We start from the raw sequence: 26,336 nt of genomic DNA, 5'->3' as shown, positions 1-26,336 counted from the left end.
CAATCTTGACGACGCGACTTCGCGCACTGAACGACGACGACATCGCAGTGGTTGGTATGGCCGTGCGCTACCCCGAGGCCTCGAACCTGGAGGAGTTCCGCACCAACCTTTCCGCAGGCCGGGACTCGGTGCGGCCCCTCTCGCGAACCCGGGCGAAGGCGACCGGGCTCGGTCAGCCATCGGACTACCGGCCCATGGGGTTCGTCGAGGACATCGCCACATTCGACTACTCCTTCTTCACCCTGTCCAAAAGAGAAGCGTCGTTGATCGACCCGCAGCAGCGACTGGCATTGGTCCTCGCGCACCAGGCAGTCGAGGATGCCGGATACTCGACCGCGGATTTTGCCGACAGTTCGACAGCTGTGGTGTTCAGCGGTCCGGCCTCGACTTACCCCGCGATCTGGGCGGAACCGGGTGTGCTGAGCACACTGGGCAACGTCCCGTTCGCTGTGCCGGCGCGGATCGCGTATCACCTCGGGCTCACCGGGCCCTGCTACGCCGTCGACTCGGGCTGCAACGGGTCACTCATCGCCGTGCATCACGCCTGCCGGGAGTTGCGTTCCGGCGACGCCGACTTCGCCCTCGCGGGCGGTATCAGCTTGCGTGTGAACGGAGTCCGCGCGGATATGGGACCCGGCTCCGAGGAACTGATGTCACCTGGCGGGCGTTGTCGGGCGTTCGATGCGAACGCGGACGGTACTGCAGTGGGCGAGGGTGGAGCGGCTCTTCTCCTCACCACGATGGCACGCGCCCGGGCCGATCGAGTTCCCGTGCACGCCGTGATCCGCGGAACAGCAACGGTGTCGAGTGGCCACTCGACGGCCACGATCAGTTCACCGAGTGCCCGGGCGCAGGTGGCGGTCATTTCCCGGGCCTGGCGGAATGCGGGGCTCGAGCCAAGCAATGCCGGATATCTCGAAGCTCATGGGTCGGGCACGCCGCTGGGAGATGCTGTCGAACTCGAGGCGATCGCGACAGCGTTCGAGAGTAGGTCGGGCGTGCTCCCCATCGGTTCGGTGAAGACCAATATCGGTCATCTGGACCACGCTGCCGGGGTGACCGGTCTGGTCAAGGCCATCGTCGGAGTCGAGCACGGTGAGCTGTATCCGTCGTTGCACTTCGAGCAGGCCACCGGCGGGGTCGATCTCGCGGGCAGTGGTATCGAGGTGGTCACGCAGGCGCGGACGTGGTGCGACGAGAGCGGTCCACGACGAGCGGGAGTGAGCTCGTTCAGCCTCGGCGGCATCAACGCGCACTGTGTGGTCGAGCAACCGCCACGCCCCGACCCGGTGTCTCGAACCCAACACCTCGACGTGGCACGACTGGTCGGGGTGTCGGCAAAGAGCCCTGGCGCGCTGGCTACTCTGTGTGCCGACCTGTCGACGGCTGTACGCGGTCTGGACCTCGACGATGTCGTGTTCACCCTCAACCGTGGTCGCCCGCACTATGAACATCGGGTGGCGGTCCGGGCACGCAATAGCATCGAACTTTCGGATTCTCTCCGTACGCGAGCCAAAGAACTCGAAGGGCGCGAAGAGCTTTCGGATGCCGGAGTTCGGCACACCCCGTCTGTGGCGTTGCTGCTGTCGCCGGACCCGATGCCATCGCGGCTACGCGGTCGAGCGTTGCCACCCGAACTTCCAGCCTCCGGTGATGAGGTGGACCTCCTTGCAGGTCAGGTCGCGGCCCATCGGGAACTGCTCGCCGCGGGCGTCGGGGTGACTGCCGTCCTCAGCGCAGGGGTTTCCCGCTACGCCGCGCGCTATCTGCTGGGCACGCTCTCGGACGTGACCGCCGCCGATATAGCCAACGCGGCGGCGAACCCCACCATCGACGCAGACCGACTCGTGGCCGTCGCGCAGAACATGCTTGCCGAGGGTCCTGTCGTCTTCGTCGAACCGAGCCCAACCGGGCGTCTGGGCCGATTGCTCGCCGATGCTCTCGATGACCGAACGGATGCGGAGGTCGTTTACGCAGCAGATGGCACCGAGCCAGTTACTGCGATTCTTGCTCGGTTGTACGAGTGCGGAGTCGATCTGGACTGGGCATGCGTGGATCGGGGCGACGACTCCGCCCGGAGGGTGCGCCTGCCCGGGCACCCCATGCGTGACTCGAGGTGCTGGTTCGATCTCCCGGACGCTCCCGATTGGAATCACCCCCCGGAATCCCGTTCGCCAGTTCGTTCGCCGGAATCGAATCCGGTTCCCGTGTCCACTGCACCCGAGGACAGCCTCGATTGGTTACAGGCGACCCTGCGCGAGTTGCTACACAGCGAGACCGACATCGGCGGTGAGGACGACTACTTCGATCTTGGCGGAAACTCATTGATCGCCATGCAACTGGTCGACAAGGTGGCGGAGCGTTTCGGGTTCCGGCCCAAGCTCATCGACCTCTACGAGCGACCCAAGGTCGCCGACTTCGCCGAACTCCTCGGCGACGGCATGTCTCGATCCGGCGGACTGCCCCCGATCACACCGCGAAATCAACCGGTGATGTCCTACGGGCAGACACGCATGTGGTTCCACCACCAGCTCGACGCCACGACGACGATCTACAACCTGCCGATGGTGACCGACTTGCACGGGCCGATCGACGCGGCCGCCGTGCGCGGCACGTGGGAGGATCTCGCGGATCGGCACCGGGTGCTGCTGTCCAACTACGTTGAGGTCGACGGAGAACCGGAACTGCGGATCAGGGAGTCCCTCGGTGACTTCTTCCGGACTGCCGACGTGTCGGGTGAATCGGACCCCGTTGCCGCGGCGCGCGTGCTCGTGCACGAGGCCGCGATCGTGCCGTTCGATCTCGCCACCGACCCACTGATTCGGGCGCTGTTGATCAAGCTCGGCCCGGACGAACACGTACTACAGGTCACTTCACACCACTCTGTCAACGACGGTGGGTCGCCGCGGATCTTCGAAGGGGAGATTCCCGCCTTGTACGGGGCGCGGGTATCCGGTCGGCCGGCAGATCTGGCCCCGTTGCCTCTCCAGTACTGGGACTATGCGCTCTGGCAGCGGGAACTGCTCGCGGGTACGTCGCTCGATGCGGAACTCGAGTACTGGCGAACGGTCTTGCAGGACGTTCCGGTGTTGCGGTTGCCCACCGACTTCCCACGCCCGGAACGAAAGAACTTCACCGGTGCGTTCCACACCTTCAAGGTCTCCCAGGAGTTGACGGAGAGCTTGCGGGCGGTGGCGCGACGCGAGTCGGTGTCGCTGTTCGTGGTCCTGCTCTCGGCCTTCTACCTTCTCATGGCGAGCCGGAGTCGCCAGCGTGATCTAGTTGTCGGGACCCCGACGACGGGGCGGAATCGCCCCGAACTCGAGAGCTTGATCGGATACTTCAACAGCACTGTGGCGCTGCGTGCCGATCTGTCCGGCGATCCGACCATCACCGAACTGTTGGCTCGTGTGCGGAGTGTGGTGCTCGGCGCCCTCGAGCACCAGGAGATCCCCTTCGACCGTGTCGTCACGGCACTGACCGGCGACCGCGACATGAGCCGGACGCCGCTGTTCGACGTGTGCCATGTTCATCAGCAACTACCTGCTCGGCAGTCGCAACACGGACTCACCGAAACGCTGTTCGACCAGGAGAGTCCCGGAGCCATCGCATTCGGTGGCGTGCCATCCGGTACGGCCAAGTTCGATCTCACACTCATCACTACGGAGCGGGCAGGCGAGGAGGGCATGGCTTCCGGGCTCGAGTTCAGCACGGAACTGTTCACAGAGCAGACCGCAGCGGCGCTCTGCGCGCAGTATCTCGGGATCCTCGAGGCACTCGCGAGCGCTTCTCACGCACAGCCGATTTCTATGTTCCTCGAGGAGCCGTCCGAGGTATCGACACTCCGCCCGCTGTCGGTGTCACCGCCGTTGGTTCCGGCGGACCGCCCCCGAAAAACGTCGAATGGTTCGAAACCGCCCAGCTATGTGCCCGGGTGGGTGAGTCGGCCCTTCGATGGCGATCCGGAAGAGTCCGAACTGCTCGCCGCTTGGCTCACGCTGCTCGCCTGGTATACCGCCGAGGACGAGATCACCGTCGCCGCTGCAGCGGCCCCGGGCGCCCGGTCGCGGCTGGTGAGCGTCGACATGTCCGACGAACCCACCTTCCACGAGTTGGTGTCGGCCGTGCGTCGGCAATTGTCCTCGGACGAAACCGTGAGTGCGGCGGCGGAGCTCTTCCCGGTGCGCTGTGACGGAGAGCGCAGCGTCAGCGAACCGCCGGGCACCACCGTCGAACTCGGTCTCTCGCGGACCCGGGGGCAAGGATCGGCACCCGCACCGGGACCGACACTCGAACTCGAGTACGCCACAGACCTCTTCGACGAAGGCACGGTCGAAGCGATGCTCGACGATCTCTGTCGATTAGTGACGGAGCTGGCGGTTCACCCGGACCTCCCCGCCCAGGAAGTAGCGATGGAATACGTTCAGCAAGACGAGGCCGATCACTCCTCGAAGGCAGCTCAATTAACGCCTCACTCGTCGGAGACGGTGCAATGAACGTGGGTGTGGTCGGGGCAGGAACGATGGGCGCGGGGGTGACCGAATGTCTCGCGAGGGCCGGCCACGAGGTCGTCGTCGTAGAGCCTGATCCTCAGATGGTCGAACTGGCCCGGTCGCGGACGAGGGACTCGCTGCGCCTGGCGATACTTCTCGGCCGACGTGATGGCACCGAACCTCGAGATGTGGCGGCGCGGGTGAACTGGACGGGGCAGATGTCCGATCTGTCCGAGGCCGATGTAGTCATCGAGTGCGTTCCCGAGCGAATCGATCTCAAGGAGAGGGTGTTCGCCGAACTCGGTCGAGTATGTCCACCCGACACCCTCTTGGCCTCCTGCACGTCGGGCATTCCCGTGGACAAGCTCGCGGAGAACACCTCACGGCCTGAGAATGTCGTCGGCCTGCACTTCATGAACCCCGCACCGCTCAAGGACACGGTCGAGGTGGTTCGGGGCCCGCGCACGTCTGCGCAGTCGCTCGACCGTGCGCTCGCGCTCGTCGAATCGCTGAACAAGACCGGCATCGTCGTCGGTGACAGACCTGGCTTCGTGCTCAATCGCGTTCTCATGCTGTGTATCGGTGAGGCGGCGACCGCAGTGGACGCTGGTCTCGCCGACGCCGAAACCGTCGATGCCCTGTTCGAGGGTTGCCTCGGCCACCCAATGGGACCGCTGCGCACCGCAGATCTGATCGGCCTCGACAACGTCCGCGACACGATGACCGCGCTGCGCGAGTTGACCGGAGACGATCACTACCGCCCGCCTTCGGCGCTCGTCGCTCTGGTCGAGGCCGGTCATTGCGGGCGTAAGACCGGGCGAGGGTTCCATGACTACGGGTGAGTTCCTACCGCTCACCTACGACCAACGAACGGTGCTCGGCACTGGGCAGGGTGATACCTCCTTCGGGCAGTACCTCGAACTCGACGGTCCGCTCGATGAGGACGCCTTCTGCCGCGCACTGCGGCAGGCACTGACTGAGTACCCCGGCCTGCAAGACACTTTCGTGCTCGAGGGTTCGGATCCGGGCAGGATCACCGGCGTCGCACCTGTGACCGGCCCCGACATCGTCGACCTGACCGAATCGAGCGATCACGCGGCGGAACCGGGCATCACACTCGGTTGCCGGGTGGCGTCACTGATCGCGGACTTGGTAAGCCGGCCGTTCGACGCTTTCGCCGGACCGATGTATTCGCACGTCCTGTTCCGGCTTCCGAACGCCCGATACGGTTGGTTCCAGCGCTACCACCGACTCGTCGGTGACGAGCCCGGCATGAATGCAGTGGTGGGGCGAACCGCCGAGATCTACGGGGCCGAGCGGGCGAATCGAACTGCGGATCCAGTGGAACCCTCGCCGTTCGTCGCGCCCGGAGTCCAGCTCGCGGCTGATGCGCGCTACCGCGAGAGTGACGCGTGGAGCGCCGACCGTCACTACTGGGCACAGTTGCTCGAACAGGCGCCTCGAGCGGAGGCATCGCCGGCCTCGGGTCCCGACCGGGAAAGCGCACGCCGAGTAGAGATTCCGGTCCGAAGTGCGTTAGCCCGACTGGTCCGCCGCAGCGGTGGTGGGCCTGCCGCTGTGCTGTTGGCCGCGCTTGCGGTGTATTGGCACCGCCGCACCGGCGTCGATGACGTGGTGCTCGGACACCGGTCGCAAGGAGGAATCGAGCCCGTCAGGTTTGCCCTCGCACCGAGCCAGTCCTTCGAAGCATTGACGCGGCAGGTGGGCCTGCAACTGCGGCGATCCCGTCGGCATCGTTTCGTCGCTCCTGCGGATGCGCCTGCGTCAGAGCCGGTTCCGTGGTCGGTGGTGGGAGCAGTGCGGGAACCACTCGGTGTCGACCGGATCGGTGACTGCGGCATCACCGTGATGGATCGATGGAAATCACCGACGGACGTCGAGTTTTTCGCCGTCGAAGTCGGGGAGGGTTGCTGGGTTGTAGACGCAGACCGCCCAGGCGAATCAGAGCAGCTTGCCCGTGTTCTCGCCGCTGGGATCGAGGATCCGGGTGTGGTGTTGGGTGGGTTGGATGTTGGTGGTGGTGTGGGGTTGGTGTGTGGGGGTGTGGGTGTTGTGGGGCGCTCGTTGGGGGAGGTGTTGGTGGCTGGTGCTCGGGTGGATCCGTTGGCGGTGGCGGTGTCGTGTGCGGGTGTTCAGTTGTCGTATGGGGAGTTGGATGGGTGGTCGTCTCGGTGGGCGCGGGTGTTGATTGCTCGTGGGGTGGGGCCGGGTTCGGTGGTGGCGTTGGGGTTGCCGAGGTCGGTGGAGTTGGTGGTGGGGGTGTGGGCGGTGGCGAAGTCGGGGGCGGCGTTCGTGCCGGTGGATCCGGGGTTGCCGGCGGCGCGGGTTGAGTGGTTGGTGGCTGATTCGGGTGCGGTGGTGGGGTTGTCGTTGTCGGGTGGCCGGCTCGGGGGTGGGGTGGAGTGGTTGGAGGTTGATGGGCCGGGTTTCGGGGAGGGTGTGTCGGCTGGGCCGGTGTCGGATTCGGATCGGGTTGCGCCGGTGCGGGTCTGTGATGCGGCGTATGTGATGTATACGTCGGGGTCGACGGGGACGCCGAAGGGTGTGGTGGTCACGCATGAGGGTGTGGCGAGTTTGGCTGCGGAGGAGCGTGATCGGTTTTCGGTGTCGTCGTCGTCGCGGGTGTCGCATGTGTCGTCGCCGAGTTTTGATGCGTCGGTGTACGAGTGGTTGATGGCGTTTTCGGTGGGGGCGCGGTTGGTGGTGGTGCCCTCGTCGGTGGTGGGGGGTGCGCAGTTGTCGGCGGTGCTCGAGGGGGAGGGGGTGACGCATTGTTTTCTGACGCCGTCGGTGTTGGCGACGCTCGAGCCTGGGGGGTTGGGGTGTGTGCGGGTGTTGGTGGTGGCCGGTGAGGTGTGTGCGCCGGAGTTGGTGGCTGTGTGGGCGCCGGGTCGGGAGTTGTTCGATGCGTATGGGCCGACGGAGGTGACGGTGCAGGCGACGGTGTCCGATCCGTTGGTGGCGGGGGGTGCGGTGTCGGTGGGGGGTCCGGGTCGGGGTGTGTCGGTGGTGGTGTTGGACGGGTGGTTGCGTCCGGTGCCGGTGGGTGTGGTGGGGGAGTTGTATGTGGGGGGTGGGGGTTTGGCGCGGGGGTATCGGAATCGTCCGGGTTTGACGGCGGCGAGTTTTGTGGCGAATCCGTTTGCGGTGTCGGGTTCGCGGTTGTATCGGACGGGGGATTTGGTGCGGTGGTCGTCGGAGGGGGTGTTGGAGTTTTGGGGGCGTGGTGATTTTCAGGTGAAGGTGCGGGGGCAGCGGGTGGAGCTCGGGGAGGTGGAGTCGGTTCTGGCTCGGTGTGTGGGGGTGTCGCGGGCGGTGGTGGTGGCGTGGGGGTCGCGGTTGGTGGGGTATGTGGTGCCGGATCGGGGTGTGGTGGTGGATCCGGAGGTGGTGGTGGGGTTTGCGGGGTCGGTGTTGCCGGGGTATTTGGTGCCGTCGGTGGTGGTGGTGTTGGAGGAGTTGCCGGTGACGGTGAGTGGGAAGGTCGATCGTGGTGCCTTACCCCCACCCGAAACCACCACAGAGGCCTACGTGGAGCCGCGGACACTGGCAGAGGGAGCGCTGGCGTCGGTCTTTTCCGAAGTACTCGGTGTGGAGAAGGTCGGGTTGCACGACTCGTTCTTTGCGTTGGGCGGCGACAGCATCCTGTCGATCCGGGTGGTGTCGAGGGCCAAGGCGCGTGGCCTGTTGTTGACCCCGCAACAGGTGTTCGAACACAGGACGGTGGCCGCGTTGGCAGCGGCAGCGGAGACGGCGGACGGTGACGCCGAGGTTCGCCTGGGCGAATTCGAGGGTGGCGGAGTCGGGACGTTCCCGCTGACCCCCGTGGTTCGGTATCTGATCGAGCGGGGAGGACACTTCGAACGGTTCAGCCAGAGCATCCTCGTCGAACTGCCGAGTGGAATCGAATTCGACGCACTCGCTGCGACCGCCACCGCGGTGATCGCCCACCACGACATGCTGCGGTCGCGACTGCTTCGCGCCACCGACGGACGGTGGCAGATGGAGACCCGTCCGGCAACCGACCGCGATGCCGAGTCGATGATCCGCCGGGTGGTGTTCGATGCGGACGCCGATGCCGATGCGCTTTCGGCGCTCGTGACGGCCGAGCACCAGGCGGCCGTCGAGCGGTTGCGCCCGTTCGACGGCGTCGTTGTTCAGTTCGTTTGGCTCGACCCGGTACCGAGTGCACGGGACTCGGCACCGACGGGTCGCTTGATCGTGGTGGCTCATCATCTTGCAGTGGACGGCGTGTCCTGGCGGATTCTGCTGCCCGACTTCGCCGCCGCCTGGTCGCAGATCTCGGCAGGGCAGGCCGCGGACCTCCCGGAAACGGGGACGTCGATGCGTAGGTGGGCGTACGCCCTGGAAGAAGAAGCATGTCGTAGTGAGCGGACGGTCGAGCTGGCGCGCTGGCAGAGCATCATCTCGGCGCCCGACCCGCTGATCACCGACCGCCCTCTGGATCCCGGCGTGGACGTGGCGACCGTATTACAGGATGTGAGCGTCGAGACGACCTCCGGCGACACGTCGGTGCTGCTGACCACGGCCGCACAGATGTATCACGGGGGCGCCCTCGATGTGCTTCTGACTGCGCTGGCCGTGGCCTCGTCGGCTTGGCGCGCGGAGCGTGGAATTCGGGAGACGTCCATGCTGATCCGACTCGAAGGTCACGGACGTGAGCAGCAGATCGTGCCGGGCGCCGACCTGTCCCGCACGGTTGGCTGGTTCACGACGGTCTTCCCGGTCCGTGTCGATCTCGATGGCATCGATCTCGGCGACGCCCTTGCCGGCGGCTCTCACATGGGTAAGGCAATCAAACTGGTGAAAGAGCAACTCCGCGCGGTGCCCGGCATGGGCATCGGATACGGACTGCTCCGCTACCTCAATCCCGACGCCGCGAAGGTATTGCCCGGAACCGAACCGGGACAGATCAGTTTCAACTATCTCGGCCAGGTTCCGGACGGTAGCAATCACGATGCCCAAATCGGGTGGAACCCGGCAGAGGGGTTCGGCGACCTCTCGTACGAACCGGATCCGGACATGCCGGCATCCGCCGCCATCGAGGTCAACGCGATCGTGGTGGGAGGACGACTCCGGGTGAGTTTCGGATACCCGAGCACCCTGCTATGCAGACAGGAGGTCCAGCGTCTCGCCGATTGTTGGTGTGAAGCAGTGTCCTCCTTGGTGTTCCACGCCCGCAGTCCACATGCCGGTGGGCTCACTCCCTCAGACGTTCCTCTCGTTGCGGTGACCCAGAGCGACCTCGACGGGTGGGAGGAGCAGTTCGGGACGCTGACCGATGTGTGGCCACCCACTCCCCTGCAAGCGGGGTTGCTCTTTCACGCACTGATGGCGAAGCCGTCGATCGACGCATACACGGTGCAGGTGGAACTGCACCTGAAGGGCGCCGTCGATCCGGTCCGGATGCGCATGGCAGCACAAGCATTACTGGATCGGCACGCGAACCTCAGGGTGGCGTTCGTCCCAGCGGCCGACGGGACGTTCGTGCAGGCGGTACCTGCGGCAGTCGAGCTACCGTTCCGTGTGCTCGACCTGACAGGTGTGCCAGAGAACGAGCGCCCTGCCGAACTCGACCGGATTCGTCTCACCGACCGGGCCGAGGCATTCGACACATCGAGGGCGCCGTTGATGCGGTTTCTTCTCGTACTCACCGGCCCCGACGAAGCCCGTCTGGTGTGGACCAACCATCACACCTTGCTGGATGGATGGTCGATGCCGCTGGCAATCCGGGATCTACTCGCTCTCTATGTGATTGGGGAGGGGGATGCTCCTTCGCTGCCGAAGCCTCGGCCCTACCGGGACTTCCTTGCCTTGCTCGATCGCTCGGACCCGACACCCTCGCGTGCGGCCTGGTCGGCTGCGCTTGCCGGAGCCGACGGTCCGACACTGCTCCTGCCGCAGGCTCGGGGGCAACATCTCTCGTCCCTGCCCTTGCAGGTGGACTTCACGCTGCCCGAGACCCTGACCGCGGACCTCGCAACGCTTGCGCGAAACCGGAACGTCACCATGAACACCATGACCCAGGTCGCCTGGGGGATTGTGTTGAGTGCGGCGACCTCTCGAACGGACGTGACTTTCGGTGGCACGGTGTCCGGCCGTTCGCCGCAGTTGGCAGGCGTGGAGTCGATGATCGGGTTGTTCGTCAACACGGTTCCCGTGAGAGTCACGCTGAATCCACGGGAGACACTGGGGCAGTTGCTCGATCGGACACAAGCGGAGCAAGCCGCTCTGCTCGACCACCACCACCTCGGTCTGGCCGACATCCTGCGGGTGGCTGGACAGGACATCGAATTCGATACGGCGACGGTGTTCGAGTCGTACCCGATCGACCGGGAAGGACTCACGGAGGATACCGATTTCGCCGGTTTCCGCGTGGTCGACGTCAGTGGTGCCGACGCTACCCACTACCCGCTGAGCGTGGCGTTCTCGGTGGGTACCCGCCTGCGGATGACCTTCCATTACCTACCCGACCTCGTCGATCGGGCCACTGTGGAAACGATGGCAGGACGCATCACCAGCGTTTTCGAGGCGATGGCAGCCGATCCGGGTGTGGTGTTGGGTGGGTTGGATGTTGGTGGTGGTGTGGGGTTGGTGTGTGGGGGTGTGGGTGTTGTGGGGCGCTCGTTGGGGGAGGTGTTGGTGGCTGGTGCTCGGGTGGATCCGTTGGCGGTGGCGGTGTCGTGTGCGGGTGTTCGGTTGTCGTATGGGGAGTTGGATGGGTGGTCGTCTCGGTGGGCGCGGGTGTTGATTGCTCGTGGGGTGGGGCCGGGTTCGGTGGTGGCGTTGGGGTTGCCGAGGTCGGTGGAGTTGGTGGTGGGGGTGTGGGCGGTGGCGAAGTCGGGGGCGGCGTTCGTGCCGGTGGATCCGGGGTTGCCGGCGGCGCGGGTTGAGTGGTTGGTGGCTGATTCGGGTGCGGTGGTGGGGTTGTCGTTGTCGGGTGGCCGGCTCGGGGGTGGGGTGGAGTGGTTGGAGGTTGATGGGCCGGGTTTCGGGGAGGGTGTGTCGGCTGGGCCGGTGTCGGATTCGGATCGGGTTGCGCCGGTGCGGGTCTGTGATGCGGCGTATGTGATGTATACGTCGGGGTCGACGGGGACGCCGAAGGGTGTGGTGGTTACGCATGAGGGTGTGGCGAGTTTGGCTGCGCAGCAGCGTGATCGGTTTTCGGTGTCGTCGTCGTCGCGGGTGTCGCATGTGGCGTCGCCGAGTTTTGATGCGTCGGTGTACGAGTGGTTGATGGCGTTTTCGGTGGGGGCGCGGTTGGTGGTGGTGCCGTCGTCGGTGGTGGGGGGTGCGCAGTTGTCGGCGGTGCTCGAGGGGGAGGGGGTGACGCATTGTGTTGTGACGCCGTCGGTGTTGGCGACGCTCGAGCCTGGGGGGTTGGGGTGTGTGCGGGTGTTGGTGGTGGCCGGTGAGGTGTGTGCGCCGGAGTTGGTGGCCTCGTGGGCGCCGGGTCGGGAGTTGTTCGATGCGTATGGGCCGACGGAGGTGACGGTGCAGGCGACGGTGTCTGAGCCGTTGGTGGCGGGGGGTGTGGTGTCGGTGGGGGGTCCGGGTCGGGGTGTGTCGGTGGTGGTGTTGGACGGGTGGTTGCGTCCGGTGCCGGTGGGTGTGGTGGGGGAGTTGTATGTGGGGGGTGGGGGTTTGGCGCGGGGGTATCGGAATCGTCCGGGTTTGACGGCGGCGAGTTTTGTGGCGAATCCGTTTGCGGTGTCGGGTGCGCGGTTGTATCGGACGGGGGATTTGGTGCGGTGGTCGTCGGAGGGGGTGTTGGAGTTTTGGGGGCGTGGTGATTTTCAGGTGAAGGTGCGGGGGCAGCGGGTGGAGCTCGGGGAGGTGGAGTCGGTTCTGGCTCGGTGTGTGGGGGTGTCGCGGGCGGTGGTGGTGGTGTGGGGGTCGCGGTTGGTGGGGTATGTGGTGCCGGATTGGGGTGTGGTGGTGGATCCGGAGGTGGTGGTGGGGTTTGCGGGGTCGGTGTTGCCGGGGTATTTGGTGCCGTCGGTGGTGGTGGTGTTGGAGGAGTTGCCGGTGACGGTGAGTGGGAAGGTTGATCGTGGTGCCTTGCCCCCACCCGAAACCACCACGGCTCGGTTCCGGCCGCCGGCGAACCCGACCGAGGCGGTCGTGGCCGAGGTGTTCGGCGACGTTCTCGGCCTCGATCGTGTCGGTAGCGACGACGATTTCTTCCGACTGGGCGGAGACTCACTGTCCGCCACGCGGGTGGTTGCACGGGTCGATGCCGCCCTGGACGTCGAGGTCGGCGTGCATTCTTTGTTCGAGGCCTCGACCGTGGCGGCGTTCGCGGAACGCGCCGTCGACGCGGAGGCGCGTAAAGACCGCCCGGTATTGGAGGCAGCGGTACGTCCCGAGCGAATTCCTTTGTCTCTCGCACAGACTCGCATGTGGTTCCTCAACCAGTTCGATACCTCTTCGCCAGTCCACAACATCGTGATGGCGTTCCGGATTACCGGAGCCCTCGAGATCGGCGCGCTGAGGATGGCGGTGTCGGATGTAGTGGGGCGTCACGAGTCACTGCGGACCCGTTTCCCCATGGCCGGCGGCGAACCGATGCAGCTCATCCTGTCGGCTTCGGAGTCGTCGCCGGACATACCAGTCAGCAGGGTATCCGGGGAGACGGATCTGCAACGGATGCTCGCGGAGGCTGCGTCAATGGGATTCGACGTCACAGAGCAGGTTCCGTTGCGGGCAGCCGTGTTCGAGATATCCGACGACTCACGAGCACTACTGATAGTCGTACACCACATCCTCGCCGACGGTGTATCGATGATCCCGCTCGCGCGTGATGTGATGCTGGCGTACATCGCGCGGAAGTCGGGGGATGCGCCTCAGTGGCGACCGCTGACGGTCCAGTACGCCGATTTCGCGATCTGGCAACGACAAGTCCTCGGCTCCGAAGGTGATCCGCAGTCGCTGATGTCGCGACAGTTGGAGTACTGGCGCGACGCGTTGGCGGGACTGCCGGCGGCCCTGGATTTGCCATCCGATCGGCCGCGCACGATGAAACGGTCGCCCGACGGCAACCGCGTCGGCTTCGAAATCGACTCCAGCCTGCATCGCCGAGTCACGGAACTGGCCTCCGCACACCGCTGCACGGTGTTCATGGTTGCGCACGCCGCCCTCGCAGCGTTTCTGGCCAAGATTTCCGGCGTCGAGGATATCGCCATCGGAACTCCGGTCGCCGGGCGAGGTGAGGCTGCGCTGGACGACGTTGTCGGGATGTTCGTCAATACGGTGGTTCTGCGCACCCTAGTCTGCGATGCAAGCCCGTTCAGCGAACTTCTCGAGCAGGTGCGGGGCGTCGACCTGGGCGCCTACACACACTCGGAGGTCCCGTTCGAGAAGGTCGTCGAAGTGCTCGACCCGCCGCGGTCGACGGCGCATTCGCCGCTGTTCCAAGTGCTGCTCGAGTTCCAGAACACGCAGCGACCCGATCTCTCGTTGCCGGGAGTCGAGGTGCACGGCATCGACCTCGGTACGAGGATCGCGAGGTTCGACCTCCAGTTGACATTGTCCGAGGAGTTCGGCGATGACGGGGAACCGGAGCGCATCACGGGCGGCTTCACCTATCCCACAGACCTTTTCGACGAAGAGACCGTCGACGCGATGGCACAGCAGTTTGTCCGTCTGCTCGAAGCCGCGGTCACTGATCCGTCGACACGAGTGGGCGACCTCGAGATTCTCGGTAACAGGGAACGTGACGAACTCGTGCCGATGCGGGGCCGTCCCCCGGTGCCTGGGCGGCCGCTTCCGGATGTGCTTTCCGCGAGCGCATTCGCGGTGGAGGCGACTGCCCTGTCCGGGAACGGCGTCACCATGTCGTACCGGGAACTCGATGAAAGGTCGAACCGGGTGGCCAGGGCTCTGATTGACCGGGGCGCGGGCCCCGATACGTTCGTTGCGATCGGGGTGCCGAGGTCCACCGAATGGGTGCTGTCGGTGTGGGCGGTCGCCAAGTCGGGAGCGGCGTTCGTGCCGGTTGATCCCGAGCTGCCGCCCGCTCGCATCCGCGGAATGCTCGAGGATTCGGGCGCGGTGCTGGGGCTGACGGTCTCGGAGCAGCGAAACAAGCTGCCTCCCGTGGTGCAATGGCTACTCCTGGACGATCCCGACGTGGGCAAAGCGCATTCGAGCGGACGGGTGACCGACGCCGAACGCGTGCGCCCACTGCACGTCGAGCACGCCGCATTCCTGCTCTACACCTCTGGGTCGACGGGAACGCCGAAGGGTGTCGTGGTCACACACGCAGGCCTCGGGAACTTCGTCGCTGAGCAGCGGGAGCGCTTTGCGGTCGAGCCCGGCGACCGGGTGTCGCATCTGGCGTCGCCGAGTTTCGATGCTTCCGTGTTCGAACTGCTGCTGGCGTTCGGTGCCGGCGCGACGCTGGTGATCGTGCCGCCCGACATTCTCGGCGGGACCGACCTGGCTCAGTTCCTCAGGACTGAACAGGTCACACATGCCTTCTTCACCCCCACGATTCTCGATTCGATGGGGACCGAAGGCATCGCCTCCCTGCGGGTTCTGACAGTGGCCGGCGAACGGTTGCCACTCGAGGTGGCATCGCGATGGGCACCGGGGCATTCGGTCTTCAACGGCTATGGCCCCACCGAGGTGACGGTCCAGACGACGGTTGGCAGGATGTTCGTGCCGCAGGAGCCGGTGCATATCGGTGAGCCGAGCTGCGGCATCGAGGTGGTCGTGTTGAATACCTGGTTGAAGCCCGTCCCGGTCGGTGCGGTCGGTGAACTGTACGCGGCGGGGCCGGGGTTGGCGCGCGGCTACCACCGTCGCAGGTCCGCGACGGCGGCCGCATTCGTCGCAAATCCATTCGGCAACCCGGGTTCTCGGCTGTACCGAACCGGAGATCTCGTACGATGGACCGCCGTAGGTCGGCTGGAGTATGTGGGACGCAATGACTTCCAGGTGAAGATTCGGGGGCAGAGAGTCGAACTCGGTGAGATCGAGTCGGTGCTCGCGAGCTATGACGGTGTACGTGCCGCTGCTGCCGCAGTACACAGCGGAGCCGGGGATCGGCTGGTGGGATATGTCACGCTCGAAGCAGGCATGAGCATCGACCCCGCCGAGGTGATCCGCTACGCCGGATCTCACCTGACGCCCTATATGGTGCCTTCGCAGCTGGTGGTGCTTGACAATTTGCCGGTCGGACGCACCGGAAAGCTGGACCGGCGCGCGCTTCCCGTTCCGGAGGTTGTGCGACGAGAGTTCCGGCCCCCGACCAACGCCGTCGAGGAAGCGGTGGTGGACGTCTTCGCCGAGATACTCGGCGTCGCCCGCGTCGGTGTCGACGACGGCTTCTTCGAGCTGGGCGGGAACTCACTGGTGGCGGCCCGGGTGGCGGCCGAGCTGCGAAACCGACTCGGTACGGATGTCCTGCTGCAGTGGATATTCCGCCATCCCACCCCGGAGGGTCTGGCCCGCCGCATCGTCGATCTTTCGGCGACCGAGGGAGAGCCGGCCGACGACATGCTGGCCGTGGTGGTTCCGTTCCGAGCGGTCGGTGCGCGCCCCGCGCTGTTCTGCGTGCATCCAGCGGGCGGGCTCGCGCTGGGGTACGCCGGACTGGTCAAGTACCTTGCGCCCGACCGTCCGGCGTATGGGCTTCAGCTCCCGGTCCTCAGTGGTGGAACGAGATTCGACTCGATCGCGGAATTGGCCCGCCGATACGCAGCCGAGATACGGGCCGTGCAGCCTCGGGGACCGTATCACCTGCTGGGATGGTCCCTCGGAGGATGGATCGCGCAGGCCGTCGCTGTCGAACTGCGCGAGTCGGGTGCCGAAGTCGGCACGCTCGCCATGATGGACTGCTATCTTGCCGAGGAGGAGGACGAAATCGGTGACCTCGAGGTCGACGCCTTGAAGTGGCTTCGCGGGTTGGGTGTTGAGGGACTGGGCGCCGAGTCCGAAGATAGCGCCGATGCCGATTCGTCGTACCGAGAGCAGTTGGTCGAGACGCTCGGTCGATCGTTCGGCCGTGACTCGGCATTCGCCTCGATGCTCCTCGAGCGTGTCAACGCAGGGCTGGCGGACTCGAAGCAGATCTCCGTCGGATACGAGCCCCAGGTCTTCGACGGCGACTTGTTGTTCTTCAGGGCCGCCCGGTTCGCTGATGGTGAGGAGGGCCCGAAGCCGTCGCCGAGCGTATGGCAGCCGGTGATCGCCGGCACCGTCGTCGAGCACGAGGTGCCATGCGATCACCTGCACATGACCACACCGGAGGCGCTCGCGGTCATCGGGCCGATTCTGGAGAGATCGCTGGCCTCACGCCCCAATCGCGCGAGAGATGAGGGGCCAGGACTGCCGTAGCTCGGTCTCGAACAACCCCCACGAGTGTGTGCCGTAGGGGAGGAAGCTGAAGGTGGCGGGAATCCCCTGCGCCTCGAGTTCCTTCTGGAACGCGACCGCACAAGCATTGGTCACCATTTCGAGTACGCCGCCACCGATCGTCTGAGGCAGCGCCAGTGCGGGGTGGTGATCGTCGATTTCGCTGGGCACACCGTTACCGCTGGAAATGAACAACTCTGTGCCGCGTAGACGTTCGGCGTTGCGCATCGGGTCGTGTTGGACCCATCGAGGGTCTGACGAACCTCCCCACATATTGGCGGCATTGCCTCCGCCACGCAGCTCGACCATGGACCGAACCATCGCCTGCCCGAGCGTGCCGCTCGTGATAGGGCAACCGCTGTACGAGCCGACCGCACGGTAGAAGCCCGGAGTCTGCATGGCGAGATCGAGCACCGCGCTGCCCGCCATCGATACCCCGCCGATCGCGTTCACTCCGGTGGTGTCGAAGCGGCTGTCGATTGCTGCGGGAAGTTCACTGGTCAAATATGTTTGCCACTTGTTGCGGCCGAGAACAGGGTCGTCCGCGATCCAGTCCGTATACATGCTGTACTGCCCGCCGATAGGCATGACCACGTTGACATGCTTGTCGGCGAAGAACTCCCGAACGCCGGTGTTGTTGAACCAGGAGATGCCGTCTGCCCCGCCCCCGATGCCGCTGAGGAGGTAGAAAGTGGGGGCCGGACCACCCGAAGCGGGGGAAATGACATCGTTGGGAATCCACCGGCCCATCGACGGTGAATACACGTCTACCCGCGTGGTGATCGACTCCGCGGACGCGGATGGCGGACCGAGACCGGCCCATGCCGGCAGCATGAGGAGCGCAGCCGCCAAAACGCGCCGAAGATTTGCCGAGTGCAGAACTTTGAACGGTAGCATGTCGCCCCCTGTCTGTGGCCTGCCCTTCCAATTTAGAACGGTGCGGTACCCGCTTGGTGCAGATCGAAGGAACCGGTGCAAAGATGACTTGGTGACCGACAGAGACCGGCCCGACGAGCGATTCACTCTCGCAAGTGAGCGAACGTTCCTCGCTTGGATGCGGAGCTCGTTGGCCCTGCTCGCCGGGGGTATCGCGATCGAACAGCTGGTTCCCGATTTCAGTACCGCATTGGTGCGGACCACACTCGGACTGGTCTTGATAGGGCTCGCCGCGGCCGCGTCACTTGTGGGAATGCGGCGGTGGCTCCAGGTGGAGAAGGCGCTTCGAGAGAATGCGCCCATGCCGCCACCGCGCGAACTGTGGCTGTTCGCGGCGACACTGACAGGAGTAGCAATCGGAGCGGCGGTCGCCATCTTGGTATCCGCCTTCTAACCTGCATTAGGGGTTTGCGTCTCGCGAACCAAACGTGACGGATTAAGGAGTGCACTGTGGCCCACGAACTCAAACTCGGTTACAAGGCGTCTGCGGAGCAGTTCGGTCCACGTGAGTTGGTGGAGCTGGGTGTCCTCGCGGAATCACACGGGATGGATTCGGCAACGGTATCGGATCATTTCCAGCCCTGGCGGCACGAGGGTGGGCACGCGCCGTTCTCGATCGCGTGGATGACGGCCGTGGGGGAGCGCACCAGCCGTATGCAGTTGGGAACGTCGGTGATGACACCGACGTTCCGCTACAACCCGGCGGTGGTAGCGCAGGCGTTCGCGACGATGGGGTGCCTGTATCCGGGCCGGGTCATGCTCGGTGTCGGAACCGGCGAGGCGCTCAACGAGATCGCGACAGGCTTCTCAGGGCAGTGGCCGGAGTTCAAGGAACGGTTCGCCCGGTTGCGGGAATCGGTGCGGTTGATGCGTGAACTGTGGCTGGGAGACCGCGTCGACTTCGAAGGCGAGTACTTCTCGACCAAGGGAGCATCGATCTACGACGTGCCCGAGGGCGGGATCCCGGTATACATCGCGGCAGGCGGTCCGGTGGTAGCCCGGTACGCGGGAAGAAGCGGCGACGGGTTCATCTGCACATCCGGCAAGGGGATGGACCTGTACACGGAGAAGTTGATGCCTGCAGTAGCCGAGGGTGCGGCGAAGGTCGAGCGCGATGCAGCCGAGATCGACAAGATGATCGAGATCAAGATCTCGTACGACACCGATCCGGACCTGGCCTTGGAGAACACCCGGTTCTGGGCGCCGTTGTCGTTGACCGCCGAGCAGAAGCACTCGATCGATGATCCGATCGAGATGGAGAAGGCTGCCGATGCGTTGCCGATCGAGCAGGTGGCGAAGCGCTGGATCGTGGCATCGGATCCCGATGAAGCGGTTGCGCAGATCCAGCCGTACCTCGATGCCGGACTCAACCACCTTGTCTTCCACGCGCCGGGTCACGACCAGAAGCGGTTCTTGGAGTTGTTCGAGCGCGACCTCGCGCCCAGGCTGCGGGGGTAGGGCGGAACTCTTTGTGCCGAAGAGGATTTCGGTCAGCGCGCGGGCTTCCATTCGAGCCGGTCGTCGAACACGACCGGTATCCACTCGTCGAACTCGACTCCAGTCTCGAGGCTGCCGGCGAGGTCGGCGAGCATCGCGCTGATCGACACGCATCGGGGGCCGCGATCGTCGGCGTCGACCTTCTCGAACTCCGTGACACATCCGTGGAGAGGTCCGGGACGGGTGTCGACGACCATGGGTAACCGTCGGTACAGGCGAACGGGACGAACGCGGGGTTGGAGGCGGTACCCGCGGCAGCACGACCTGGGATGGCCAATCGTGTTCATGCACAGGCAATGCCGATCACTGGGCCGGGTATAGTACCGCCTGAAGTCGAATGTCGGGATTCGGCGGACTGTACGGGACGGGGCGAGAACGTGTCGAGTTCGTGCATGACGCCAGAGGGGGAGACCGTGATGTCAGAGCAGGACCCCTCGATGTCGGGTTTGCCGGTATCCGTCCCATGGAGACAGGCGCAGACGGAGCAGGCGGCGAGAATGAGCCGGATCGAGCAGGAGCTGGATCGGGGCTGGGGGAGCACGTTCCGTGATTCGTTCCAGGCGGATCACAATCGACGGAACCTGGTCAACGGTGTCCTGCACGCCATCTCCGTGTACCGGCCGCTCCGTCCGGTCCCGCACGCCTTGTCTTCCGCGCAATGGATGCGGAAGCACGCAGTCTGGATCATCCTGAGCTCCGTATTCACCGCCTGCGTGTTCTCGTCGGGGCCGGTAGCCGGATCCGGTTTGGCCCTACTCTTTGGATCGCTTTTCGGGGGAATGTTCTGGATATCACGCCAGACGTGGCGGCAGCGTTTGGAGGCGCTGCAGCATAACGAGAAGGCTCGGCCGACGCTGAATTTGGATGTGATACAGAGTCGATCTCCTTCGTCCGGCACCGCGCAGATCCGGTTCGCCGCCAACGAGCTGGATCTGATCTTGCACCAGCACGAGATCGTCATCCAGATCCAGGCCAGTAAGTCGTGGCACAGCGGGTACCTCGACGTTCACCGTGTGCGCTTGAACCTGACCCAAGAGACCTGTCAGGTCATCGCCGAGGTGCTGAAGCTGCATGTGCTGAAGCAGAAGGTCGGCCCGGAACCGGCCAGGTCGGCGCCGACGTGGAGTGCTTACCAGCAGCACCAGCAGGTTTTCGCCCTCTCGGAGACGGCGTTGAGGAAGCGGGTCGCCGCCCTGAAGCTGTACCTCGAGGACCTGCACCGGTTCGACGGTTACCTGGAGCAGCTCGACCAGATCAGCAGGTACCTCGAGCTTGACACCGAGATGTCCGCGTTGTTTGTTGGCGCGGAGTTCTCGTCGATGGCGGCGGACCATACGCTGAACCTGTCGGACGATCTCAGGGCGGCGCAGTCCGCAGTGGAGGAGATCGTGTCATCGTTGGCTCGGACCCACCACTTCCTGGTGGCAGCTGAGCCGGCCCCGAAACCTATCGCTCGGAATGTGTCACCCGGTTCGCACGTCAGGCAGCCGTGAGCGCAAAGACCCGCATCTAGCGATGGGTTCGATATACGGTGTTGCCGAGGAGCGGGCGGTACCCCATGGCATTTCGACACCTTCCGGATCGGCGTGCTCACGGAATCGTCGTACCTCCATGACCGCATGGGGAACCTGCTGCCCACGAGAGAACTTGAAGCGCACCTCGATACCGTGCTCGATGTCGGCCGGGTCATCCACCGCGAAGTAAGGCAAGTATTCGCCACCGACCCACAGATCACACACCTACGCGAGGAGGAATCGAAACACAGTTGAACCGATCTATGGAGATGTCGGTACCTGGCCTTACCGAACTCGAACACACACTGGTACGACGTTGGGCAACTGTGAACGGTGAACTTGAACAGCGAATCGATATAGACCCGGTGGAGCAGCCAGGCGAGTTCTCGTATCGAGATCGCTGGGCAGACCCGTACACGGAGCGGTACGGCGCGCAAGACGAGGGCGACCACACCGTCGAAGTGTTCACGTTGGGGGCACTGACACTGCGATGAGCACCTGGACGGTATACGACCGTGATATCGACTCGGAGCGCTGGCTCAATCACACCGACGGCGAGGGCTGGGTTGCCGACGATGAAACAACCTTCATCCTCAAAGATCCCGACTTCGGGTTTCCGATCACACCGACCGGCCCGTGGCAACAAGGGGTTCCCGACGAGCTCGCGCTGTACCGTGCTGCGCTCTATCTGATCCCCAGCCCGGAATTTGCCGGCGACCGACCGCAATCTCCCGCCGCACGCAGGTCCTCGACCCCGGGCGTCGTTTACTAAGCGTCACGCAGGCACAACGAAAGTCCGGTCTTGTCGGCGACATGGGAACATGCTTGCCCGCCTTCGACCCACTCCAATCGGGGTGGGCGGCTGAACACCACGGTTTACGGGCACTAGCGGACCGCGGGCCAAGCTTCCCCGAACTACGTTCCATACCTGGCATAGTTCACCAGCGCCACAACTTTCGGAAAATCAAAGCCCGCCAATCCAACTGCCCGGCGAGCTTTCTCACACCCTGCACCTACCTGTACCGGATGAGCCGGTGCGGGTTGTTGTCGTGCCCAAGGCCAGGAGTCAGGGCCAACCCAGGAGAAAACCCACCACCTCGAAAACATGGGCCGATACCACCTCGGCCGCCGCGTCCGCCCCACCCACCCCACCCACCACACCCCGGCGGGGGTGACCTCGAACACGCATGCTCCTGAACCCGAAGCGTCGGTGTGGGACACGGTCACACCAGCAGCGTCGCAAGGCGCGGACGGTAGCCGTGAAACAGGTATCTCTGCACCCCTGCCGTGTCGGTGGCGGAGAGTGTCAGAGATTCGTAGACGCTGTTACAGAACCAGATCGCAATTCTCAACCGGCAGTCGCGTCCCGCGGACTGCGGCGAGCCACTCACCGGGTGACGTCCGCGTATTCGCCTTGCGTTGCGGGATCGACGGCGATCTCGAAGGCGTCTACATCGGCACCCCAGCTCGGACGAGTTCGGCTATCGGGCAGCGGCACCTGCCCCCCGGGGGTACGGAGACCATCTCTGGCGAAGCGATTGACTCCATAGCTCGACGACTCTGCCAGCCCACTTGTCACTCTGCCGTGAGCGCGAAGACCCGAATCTCACGGTCTGTTCGATGTTCGTAGACGCCGTACACCCGCAGGTATCGCTCGAAGGCCTGGTAGATGCGGGTACGCTCGGGTTCTTCGAGGAGAGTTGCGGTGACCGGGATCATCGTGCCTCCGATGGCGACGATGGCGTGCGGATCGGCGAGGAGATTGCTGGTCCACGCGGGGTGCTGTTCCTGCCCGAAGTTGCTGCCTACCACGAAGATCTGCTCGCCTTCGCGGTGATACAACAGGGGCGTCGTCCGGGGCGCTCCGGACTTTCGCCCCGTGGTCGTGAGCAACACAACGGGAGCGGCGACGGGGCCGAGGATCGTGAAACGGCCGCCCGTGCGTTCGAGCAGGAATCGGTCCAGTGGGGTGAGTGTCTTGATCACCCACGAGCCGGGGCGGGTGGAGGCGAATGCAGTGAGGGGTTCGCGGAGGATGCTGCTCTCGCTGCCCCAGCGGACATCGGGGAATGGTGAGTCGGCCATGACTCATCACACCGCCGGTCCCGGATAGTGTCAATCATTCCCGCATGTGCCGCCGGATACGCTGTGCTTATGGCTGCGATATCGTCACCAGTGAATCCGCCCGCACGTGCTCAGCCCAGGAGTGTCTACATCGCCTCGCCCGAGGGGGATACCGGCAAGTCCACGATCGCTCTGGGCGTTCTGCACATGCTGTGCGCATCGGCGGCCAGGGTAGGGGTCTTCCGGCCCATCGCTCGATCGACGGAAGAGCCCGACTACATCCTCGAAGTGCTGCTCGAACACACGACGGCGGATATCGACTACGAACAGTCCCTCGGCGTCACCTACGAGCACGTCCATGCAGACCCCGCGGGTGCGCTCAGGGAGATTGTCGCCCGGTACCACGAGGTGGCGGAGCAGTGCGACGCAGTCGTCGTGATCGGGAGCGACTACACCGATGTAGCCAGCCCGAGCGAGCTCGGCTTCAACGCCAGAATTGCCGTCAACCTCGGCGCACCGGTGCTGCTGGCGGTACGGGGTGCGCGGCGCACCCCTGAGGAGGTGGCTCAGCTCGCGAAGCTCTGCATCGGCGAACTGGCCGCACACCACGCGCACCTGCTGGCCGTGGTCGCCAATCGCTGCGATCCCGACGAGCTCGACGCCGTCACCGCGGCGCTGTCCTCCACCGGCGTACCGGCGTGGAGCCTGCCCGAGATTCCACTGCTGGTCGCGCCGACGATGGCGGAACTCCTCGGCGCACTCGGCGGCACCCTGTTCAGCGGTGATCCCGAATTGCTTCACCGGGAGGCGCTCGGAACGATGGTTGGCGGCATGACTGCCGAACATATTCTCGAGCGGCTGACCGAGGGGGTGGTGGTCATAGCACCCGCCGACCGCTCCGACGTTCTCCTGGCAATGGTCAATGCGCATGAGGCCGAAGGGTTTCCGTCGCTTTCCGGCATCATCATGAATGGTGGTCTGACCCCCCACCCTGCCATCACCGATCTCTTGGCCGGTCTCGATCCGCGGTTGCCGATCCTCACCACTGAGTTGGACACCTTCGAGGCCGCCAGCATTGCGGCACAGACTCGCGGCCGGATGGCGATCGGCTCACAGCGCAAGGTCGACACCGCGCTCAGCGTCATGGAACGACAGGTGGACGCGCCGACGCTACTCGAGCGACTGAAACTTCCTATCCCGTCGGTCGTGACTCCGCAGATGTTCGAATACCAACTGATCGCCAGGGCGCGCGCGGAGCGCAAGCACATCGTCCTTCCGGAGGGCGATGACGACCGCATTCTCCGAGCAGCGGGCAGACTGCTGCAACGGCAGGTGGCGCGGTTGACGCTCCTCGGCGACGAGGTCTATGTGCGACGCCGCGCAGCGGAACTCGGCGTCGAACTCGGTGATACGCAGGTTGTCGACCCCCGGACATCGGAACACATCGGACCGTTCGCCGCGGAATACGCGCGGCTGCGTGCCCACAAGGGTATGACCGTCGAACGGGCCCGAGAGGTGATGGCCGACATCTCGTACTTCGGAACCATGATGGTGCACTTGGGAATTGCGGATGGCATGGTGTCGGGAGCGGCGCACACGACCGCACACACCATACGGCCGTCGTTCGAAATCATCAAGACTGTGCCCGGTGTATCCACCGTATCGAGCGTGTTCCTGATGTGCCTGTCCGACAGGGTTCTCGTCTACGGTGACTGCGCGGTCGTGCCCGACCCCACCGCCGAGCAACTGGCCGACATCGCGATCTCCTCGGCGCAGACATCGGCGCAGTTCGATATCGAACCCCGAATCGCGATGCTGTCGTATTCTACCGGCGATTCGGGTGCCGGCGCGGACGTCGACAAGGTGCGCTCGGCTACCGAGTTGGTCCGAAAGCGGCGCCCAGATCTTCTGGTGGAGGGCCCTATTCAGTATGACGCAGCCATCGAGCAGAGCGTCGCGGACAAGAAGATGCCGGGCTCGCAGGTGGCAGGGAAAGCGACAGTCTTCGTCTTCCCCGACCTCAATACCGGCAACAGCACCTATAAGGCGGTGCAGCGAAGCGCGGGCGCTGTCGCGGTGGGCCCGGTGTTGCAGGGACTCGGCAAACCGGTCAACGATCTATCACGTGGGGCACTGGTCGAAGATATCGTCAACACTGTGGCCATCACCGCGATCCAGGCGCAGGGAGCGGACAAGTGAACGAAGCCACCGCAGGTTCGGTACTGGTCCTCAATTCGGGATCGTCGTCCATCAAGTTCCAGTTGATCCATCCCGAGAGCGGTGAATCGTCGGCAACCGGTCTCATCGAGCGAATCGGCGAACCGCACGGCCGCATCGTGTACCACCATGGCGGTGGCGTAGAGGAACGGTATGTCGCTATTCCCGACCACCGCGCAGGTCTTACGATGGCTGCGAACATCATCGCCGAGACCGGACTTGATCTGCGTAAGGCGGGGATCATCGCGGTCGGGCACAGGCTCGTCCATGGCGGCGATGTCTTCTACAAACCCACGATCATCGACGATGCCGTGGTGCAGTCTATTTCAAACCTCTCGTCCCTCGCTCCACTCCACAACCCTGCCAATGTGATCGGTATCGAGGTGGCGAGGGCAGCGTTGCCGGACATTCCTCACGTGGGTGTATTCGACACGGCGTTCTTTCACACTCTCCCCGCTGAAGCAGCCACCTACGCCATTGATCGGAAGGTAGCGAAGGAAAACGGAATTCGGCGGTACGGCTTCCACGGCACTTCGCATCAATACGTGTCGGCACGGGCGGCCGAGTTCCTCGGCAAGGATCTGAACGACCTGAACCAGATCGTGCTCCATCTGGGCAACGGCGCGTCGGCATCAGCGATCCGCGGTGGCCGGGCGATCGATACCAGCATGGGGCTCACACCGCTCGAAGGGCTGGTCATGGGGACGAGGTGTGGCGATATCGATCCCGGAGTCGTTCTGCATCTACACCAGAGCGCGGGGCTGAGCATCGAACAGATCGACGACCTCCTGAACCGGAACTCCGGGGTGAAGGGTTTGGCTGGGGTCAACGACTTTCGGACACTCTTGACGCTCGTCGGCGAGGGAGACGAGTCTGCGAAGTTGGCGTATGACGTGTACATTCACCGCTTGCGCAAGTATGTCGGTGCGTACCTCGTCGAACTCGGCGGCGTCGATGTGATTACGTTCACCGCAGGGGTTGGCGAGAACAACCCGGACGTAAGACGCGACAGCCTCGCTGGGCTGGGGCGACTGGGGATTGTCGTGGATGACGAACGTAATAGTTCTACTTCGACTGTGGCAAGGCGTATTTCGTCAGACAGCTCCGCTGTGCAGGTGCTGGTCGTGCCTACGGACGAGGAACTGGCAATCGCCCGGGCCGCAGCTGAGTTGGTCGGGGGATACGCAACTGCGCAGGATTGACGGCAAGTCGA

The 26,336-nt window shown here is 64.6% G+C and carries 13 protein-coding genes; 10 read left to right on the top strand and 3 right to left on the bottom strand.

Annotated elements, in window-relative coordinates; translation table 11 throughout:
* Positions 1 to 5 precede the first annotated feature (5 nt).
* From BFN03_RS13365 to BFN03_RS13355, 3 genes are read left to right on the top strand one after another with little or no spacing between them, the layout of a single operon-like run.
* Complete coding sequence (locus tag BFN03_RS13365) at positions 6 to 4,496, top strand: condensation domain-containing protein (protein ID WP_232320260.1); 4,491 nt, start codon at positions 6 to 8, stop codon at positions 4,494 to 4,496.
* Entirely contained in the window at positions 4,493 to 5,335 is an 843-nt protein-coding gene (locus tag BFN03_RS13360) for a 3-hydroxyacyl-CoA dehydrogenase family protein (RefSeq protein ID WP_070379408.1), read from the top strand. The genes BFN03_RS13365 and BFN03_RS13360 overlap by 4 nt, the downstream gene beginning before the upstream one ends.
* The gene (locus BFN03_RS13355) at positions 5,322 to 16,877 is read left to right on the top strand and encodes an amino acid adenylation domain-containing protein (protein ID WP_070379407.1); all 11,556 of its coding nucleotides are present in this window, start codon (positions 5,322 to 5,324) and stop codon (positions 16,875 to 16,877) included. Before BFN03_RS13360 ends, BFN03_RS13355 begins: the two co-directional genes overlap by 14 nt.
* Here BFN03_RS13355 and BFN03_RS13350 read toward each other — a convergent pair.
* The gene (locus BFN03_RS13350) at positions 16,833 to 17,792 is read right to left on the bottom strand and encodes an alpha/beta hydrolase (protein ID WP_070379406.1); all 960 of its coding nucleotides are present in this window, start codon (positions 17,790 to 17,792) and stop codon (positions 16,833 to 16,835) included. The genes BFN03_RS13355 and BFN03_RS13350 overlap by 45 nt on opposite strands.
* Positions 17,793 to 17,883: 91 nt before the next feature.
* Between BFN03_RS13350 and BFN03_RS13345 the strand changes: the two genes are divergently transcribed.
* Both BFN03_RS13345 and fgd read left to right on the top strand, forming a co-directional pair.
* Positions 17,884 to 18,225 (top strand): YidH family protein, encoded by a 342-nt coding sequence (locus BFN03_RS13345; protein WP_070379405.1) that lies wholly within the window; start codon positions 17,884 to 17,886, stop codon positions 18,223 to 18,225.
* Positions 18,226 to 18,281: 56 nt separating this feature from the next.
* Positions 18,282 to 19,289, top strand: coding sequence for a glucose-6-phosphate dehydrogenase (coenzyme-F420) (gene fgd / locus BFN03_RS13340; protein WP_070379404.1), 1,008 nt, complete (start codon positions 18,282 to 18,284; stop codon positions 19,287 to 19,289).
* Positions 19,290 to 19,321: 32 nt separating this feature from the next.
* On the opposite strand, the gene BFN03_RS13335 is transcribed toward fgd, so the two are convergent.
* Positions 19,322 to 19,525, bottom strand: a complete 204-nt coding sequence (locus BFN03_RS13335) for a hypothetical protein (protein WP_070379403.1) — start codon at positions 19,523 to 19,525, stop codon at positions 19,322 to 19,324.
* A gap of 219 nt (positions 19,526 to 19,744) precedes the next feature.
* Here BFN03_RS13335 and BFN03_RS13330 point away from each other — a divergent pair, with 219 nt between their 5' ends.
* From BFN03_RS13330 to BFN03_RS13315, 3 genes are all read left to right on the top strand, one after another.
* On the top strand, positions 19,745 to 20,821 hold the full coding sequence (locus BFN03_RS13330; RefSeq protein WP_157109609.1) for a hypothetical protein: 1,077 nt from the start codon (positions 19,745 to 19,747) through the stop codon (positions 20,819 to 20,821).
* A 347-nt stretch (positions 20,822 to 21,168) separates the two neighbouring features.
* On the top strand, positions 21,169 to 21,336 hold the full coding sequence (locus tag BFN03_RS13320) for a hypothetical protein (protein ID WP_157109608.1): 168 nt from the start codon (positions 21,169 to 21,171) through the stop codon (positions 21,334 to 21,336).
* On the top strand, positions 21,333 to 21,614 hold the full coding sequence (locus tag BFN03_RS13315) for a hypothetical protein (protein WP_070379399.1): 282 nt from the start codon (positions 21,333 to 21,335) through the stop codon (positions 21,612 to 21,614). Before BFN03_RS13320 ends, BFN03_RS13315 begins: the two co-directional genes overlap by 4 nt.
* A gap of 803 nt (positions 21,615 to 22,417) precedes the next feature.
* Here the strand turns inward: BFN03_RS13315 and BFN03_RS13310 are convergent.
* Positions 22,418 to 22,927, bottom strand: a complete 510-nt coding sequence (locus BFN03_RS13310) for a nitroreductase/quinone reductase family protein (protein WP_070379398.1) — start codon at positions 22,925 to 22,927, stop codon at positions 22,418 to 22,420.
* A 69-nt stretch (positions 22,928 to 22,996) separates the two neighbouring features.
* On the opposite strand from BFN03_RS13310, the gene pta reads away from it, so the two are divergent.
* Both pta and BFN03_RS13300 read left to right on the top strand, forming a co-directional pair.
* Complete coding sequence (gene pta, locus BFN03_RS13305; RefSeq protein WP_070379397.1) at positions 22,997 to 25,105, top strand: phosphate acetyltransferase; 2,109 nt, start codon at positions 22,997 to 22,999, stop codon at positions 25,103 to 25,105.
* A complete protein-coding gene (locus BFN03_RS13300; protein WP_070379396.1) occupies positions 25,102 to 26,325 on the top strand; it encodes an acetate kinase in 1,224 nt (407 codons plus the stop codon). The genes pta and BFN03_RS13300 overlap by 4 nt, the downstream gene beginning before the upstream one ends.
* The last annotated feature ends 11 nt before the right edge of the window (positions 26,326 to 26,336 follow it).

Source organism: Rhodococcus sp. WMMA185, from assembly GCF_001767395.1.
Taxonomy (GTDB): Bacteria; Actinomycetota; Actinomycetes; order Mycobacteriales; family Mycobacteriaceae; genus Rhodococcus_F.
This window is presented reverse-complemented; position numbering and strand designations above follow the sequence as displayed.

What these genes read in the sequence shown, in the direction of transcription:
- BFN03_RS13310 (WP_070379398.1), bottom strand. Translation starts at nt 22,927, where the DNA reads ATGGCCGACTCACCATTCCCCGATGTCCGCTGGGGCAGCGAGAGCAGC.
- BFN03_RS13355 (WP_070379407.1), top strand. Translation starts at nt 5,322, where the DNA reads ATGACTACGGGTGAGTTCCTACCGCTCACCTACGACCAACGAACGGTG.
- BFN03_RS13335 (WP_070379403.1), bottom strand. Translation starts at nt 19,525, where the DNA reads ATGGTCGTCGACACCCGTCCCGGACCTCTCCACGGATGTGTCACGGAG.
- BFN03_RS13360 (WP_070379408.1), top strand. Translation starts at nt 4,493, where the DNA reads ATGAACGTGGGTGTGGTCGGGGCAGGAACGATGGGCGCGGGGGTGACC.
- pta (WP_070379397.1), top strand. Translation starts at nt 22,997, where the DNA reads ATGGCTGCGATATCGTCACCAGTGAATCCGCCCGCACGTGCTCAGCCC.
- BFN03_RS13315 (WP_070379399.1), top strand. Translation starts at nt 21,333, where the DNA reads ATGAGCACCTGGACGGTATACGACCGTGATATCGACTCGGAGCGCTGG.
- BFN03_RS13330 (WP_157109609.1), top strand. Translation starts at nt 19,745, where the DNA reads ATGTCAGAGCAGGACCCCTCGATGTCGGGTTTGCCGGTATCCGTCCCA.
- BFN03_RS13350 (WP_070379406.1), bottom strand. Translation starts at nt 17,792, where the DNA reads ATGCTACCGTTCAAAGTTCTGCACTCGGCAAATCTTCGGCGCGTTTTG.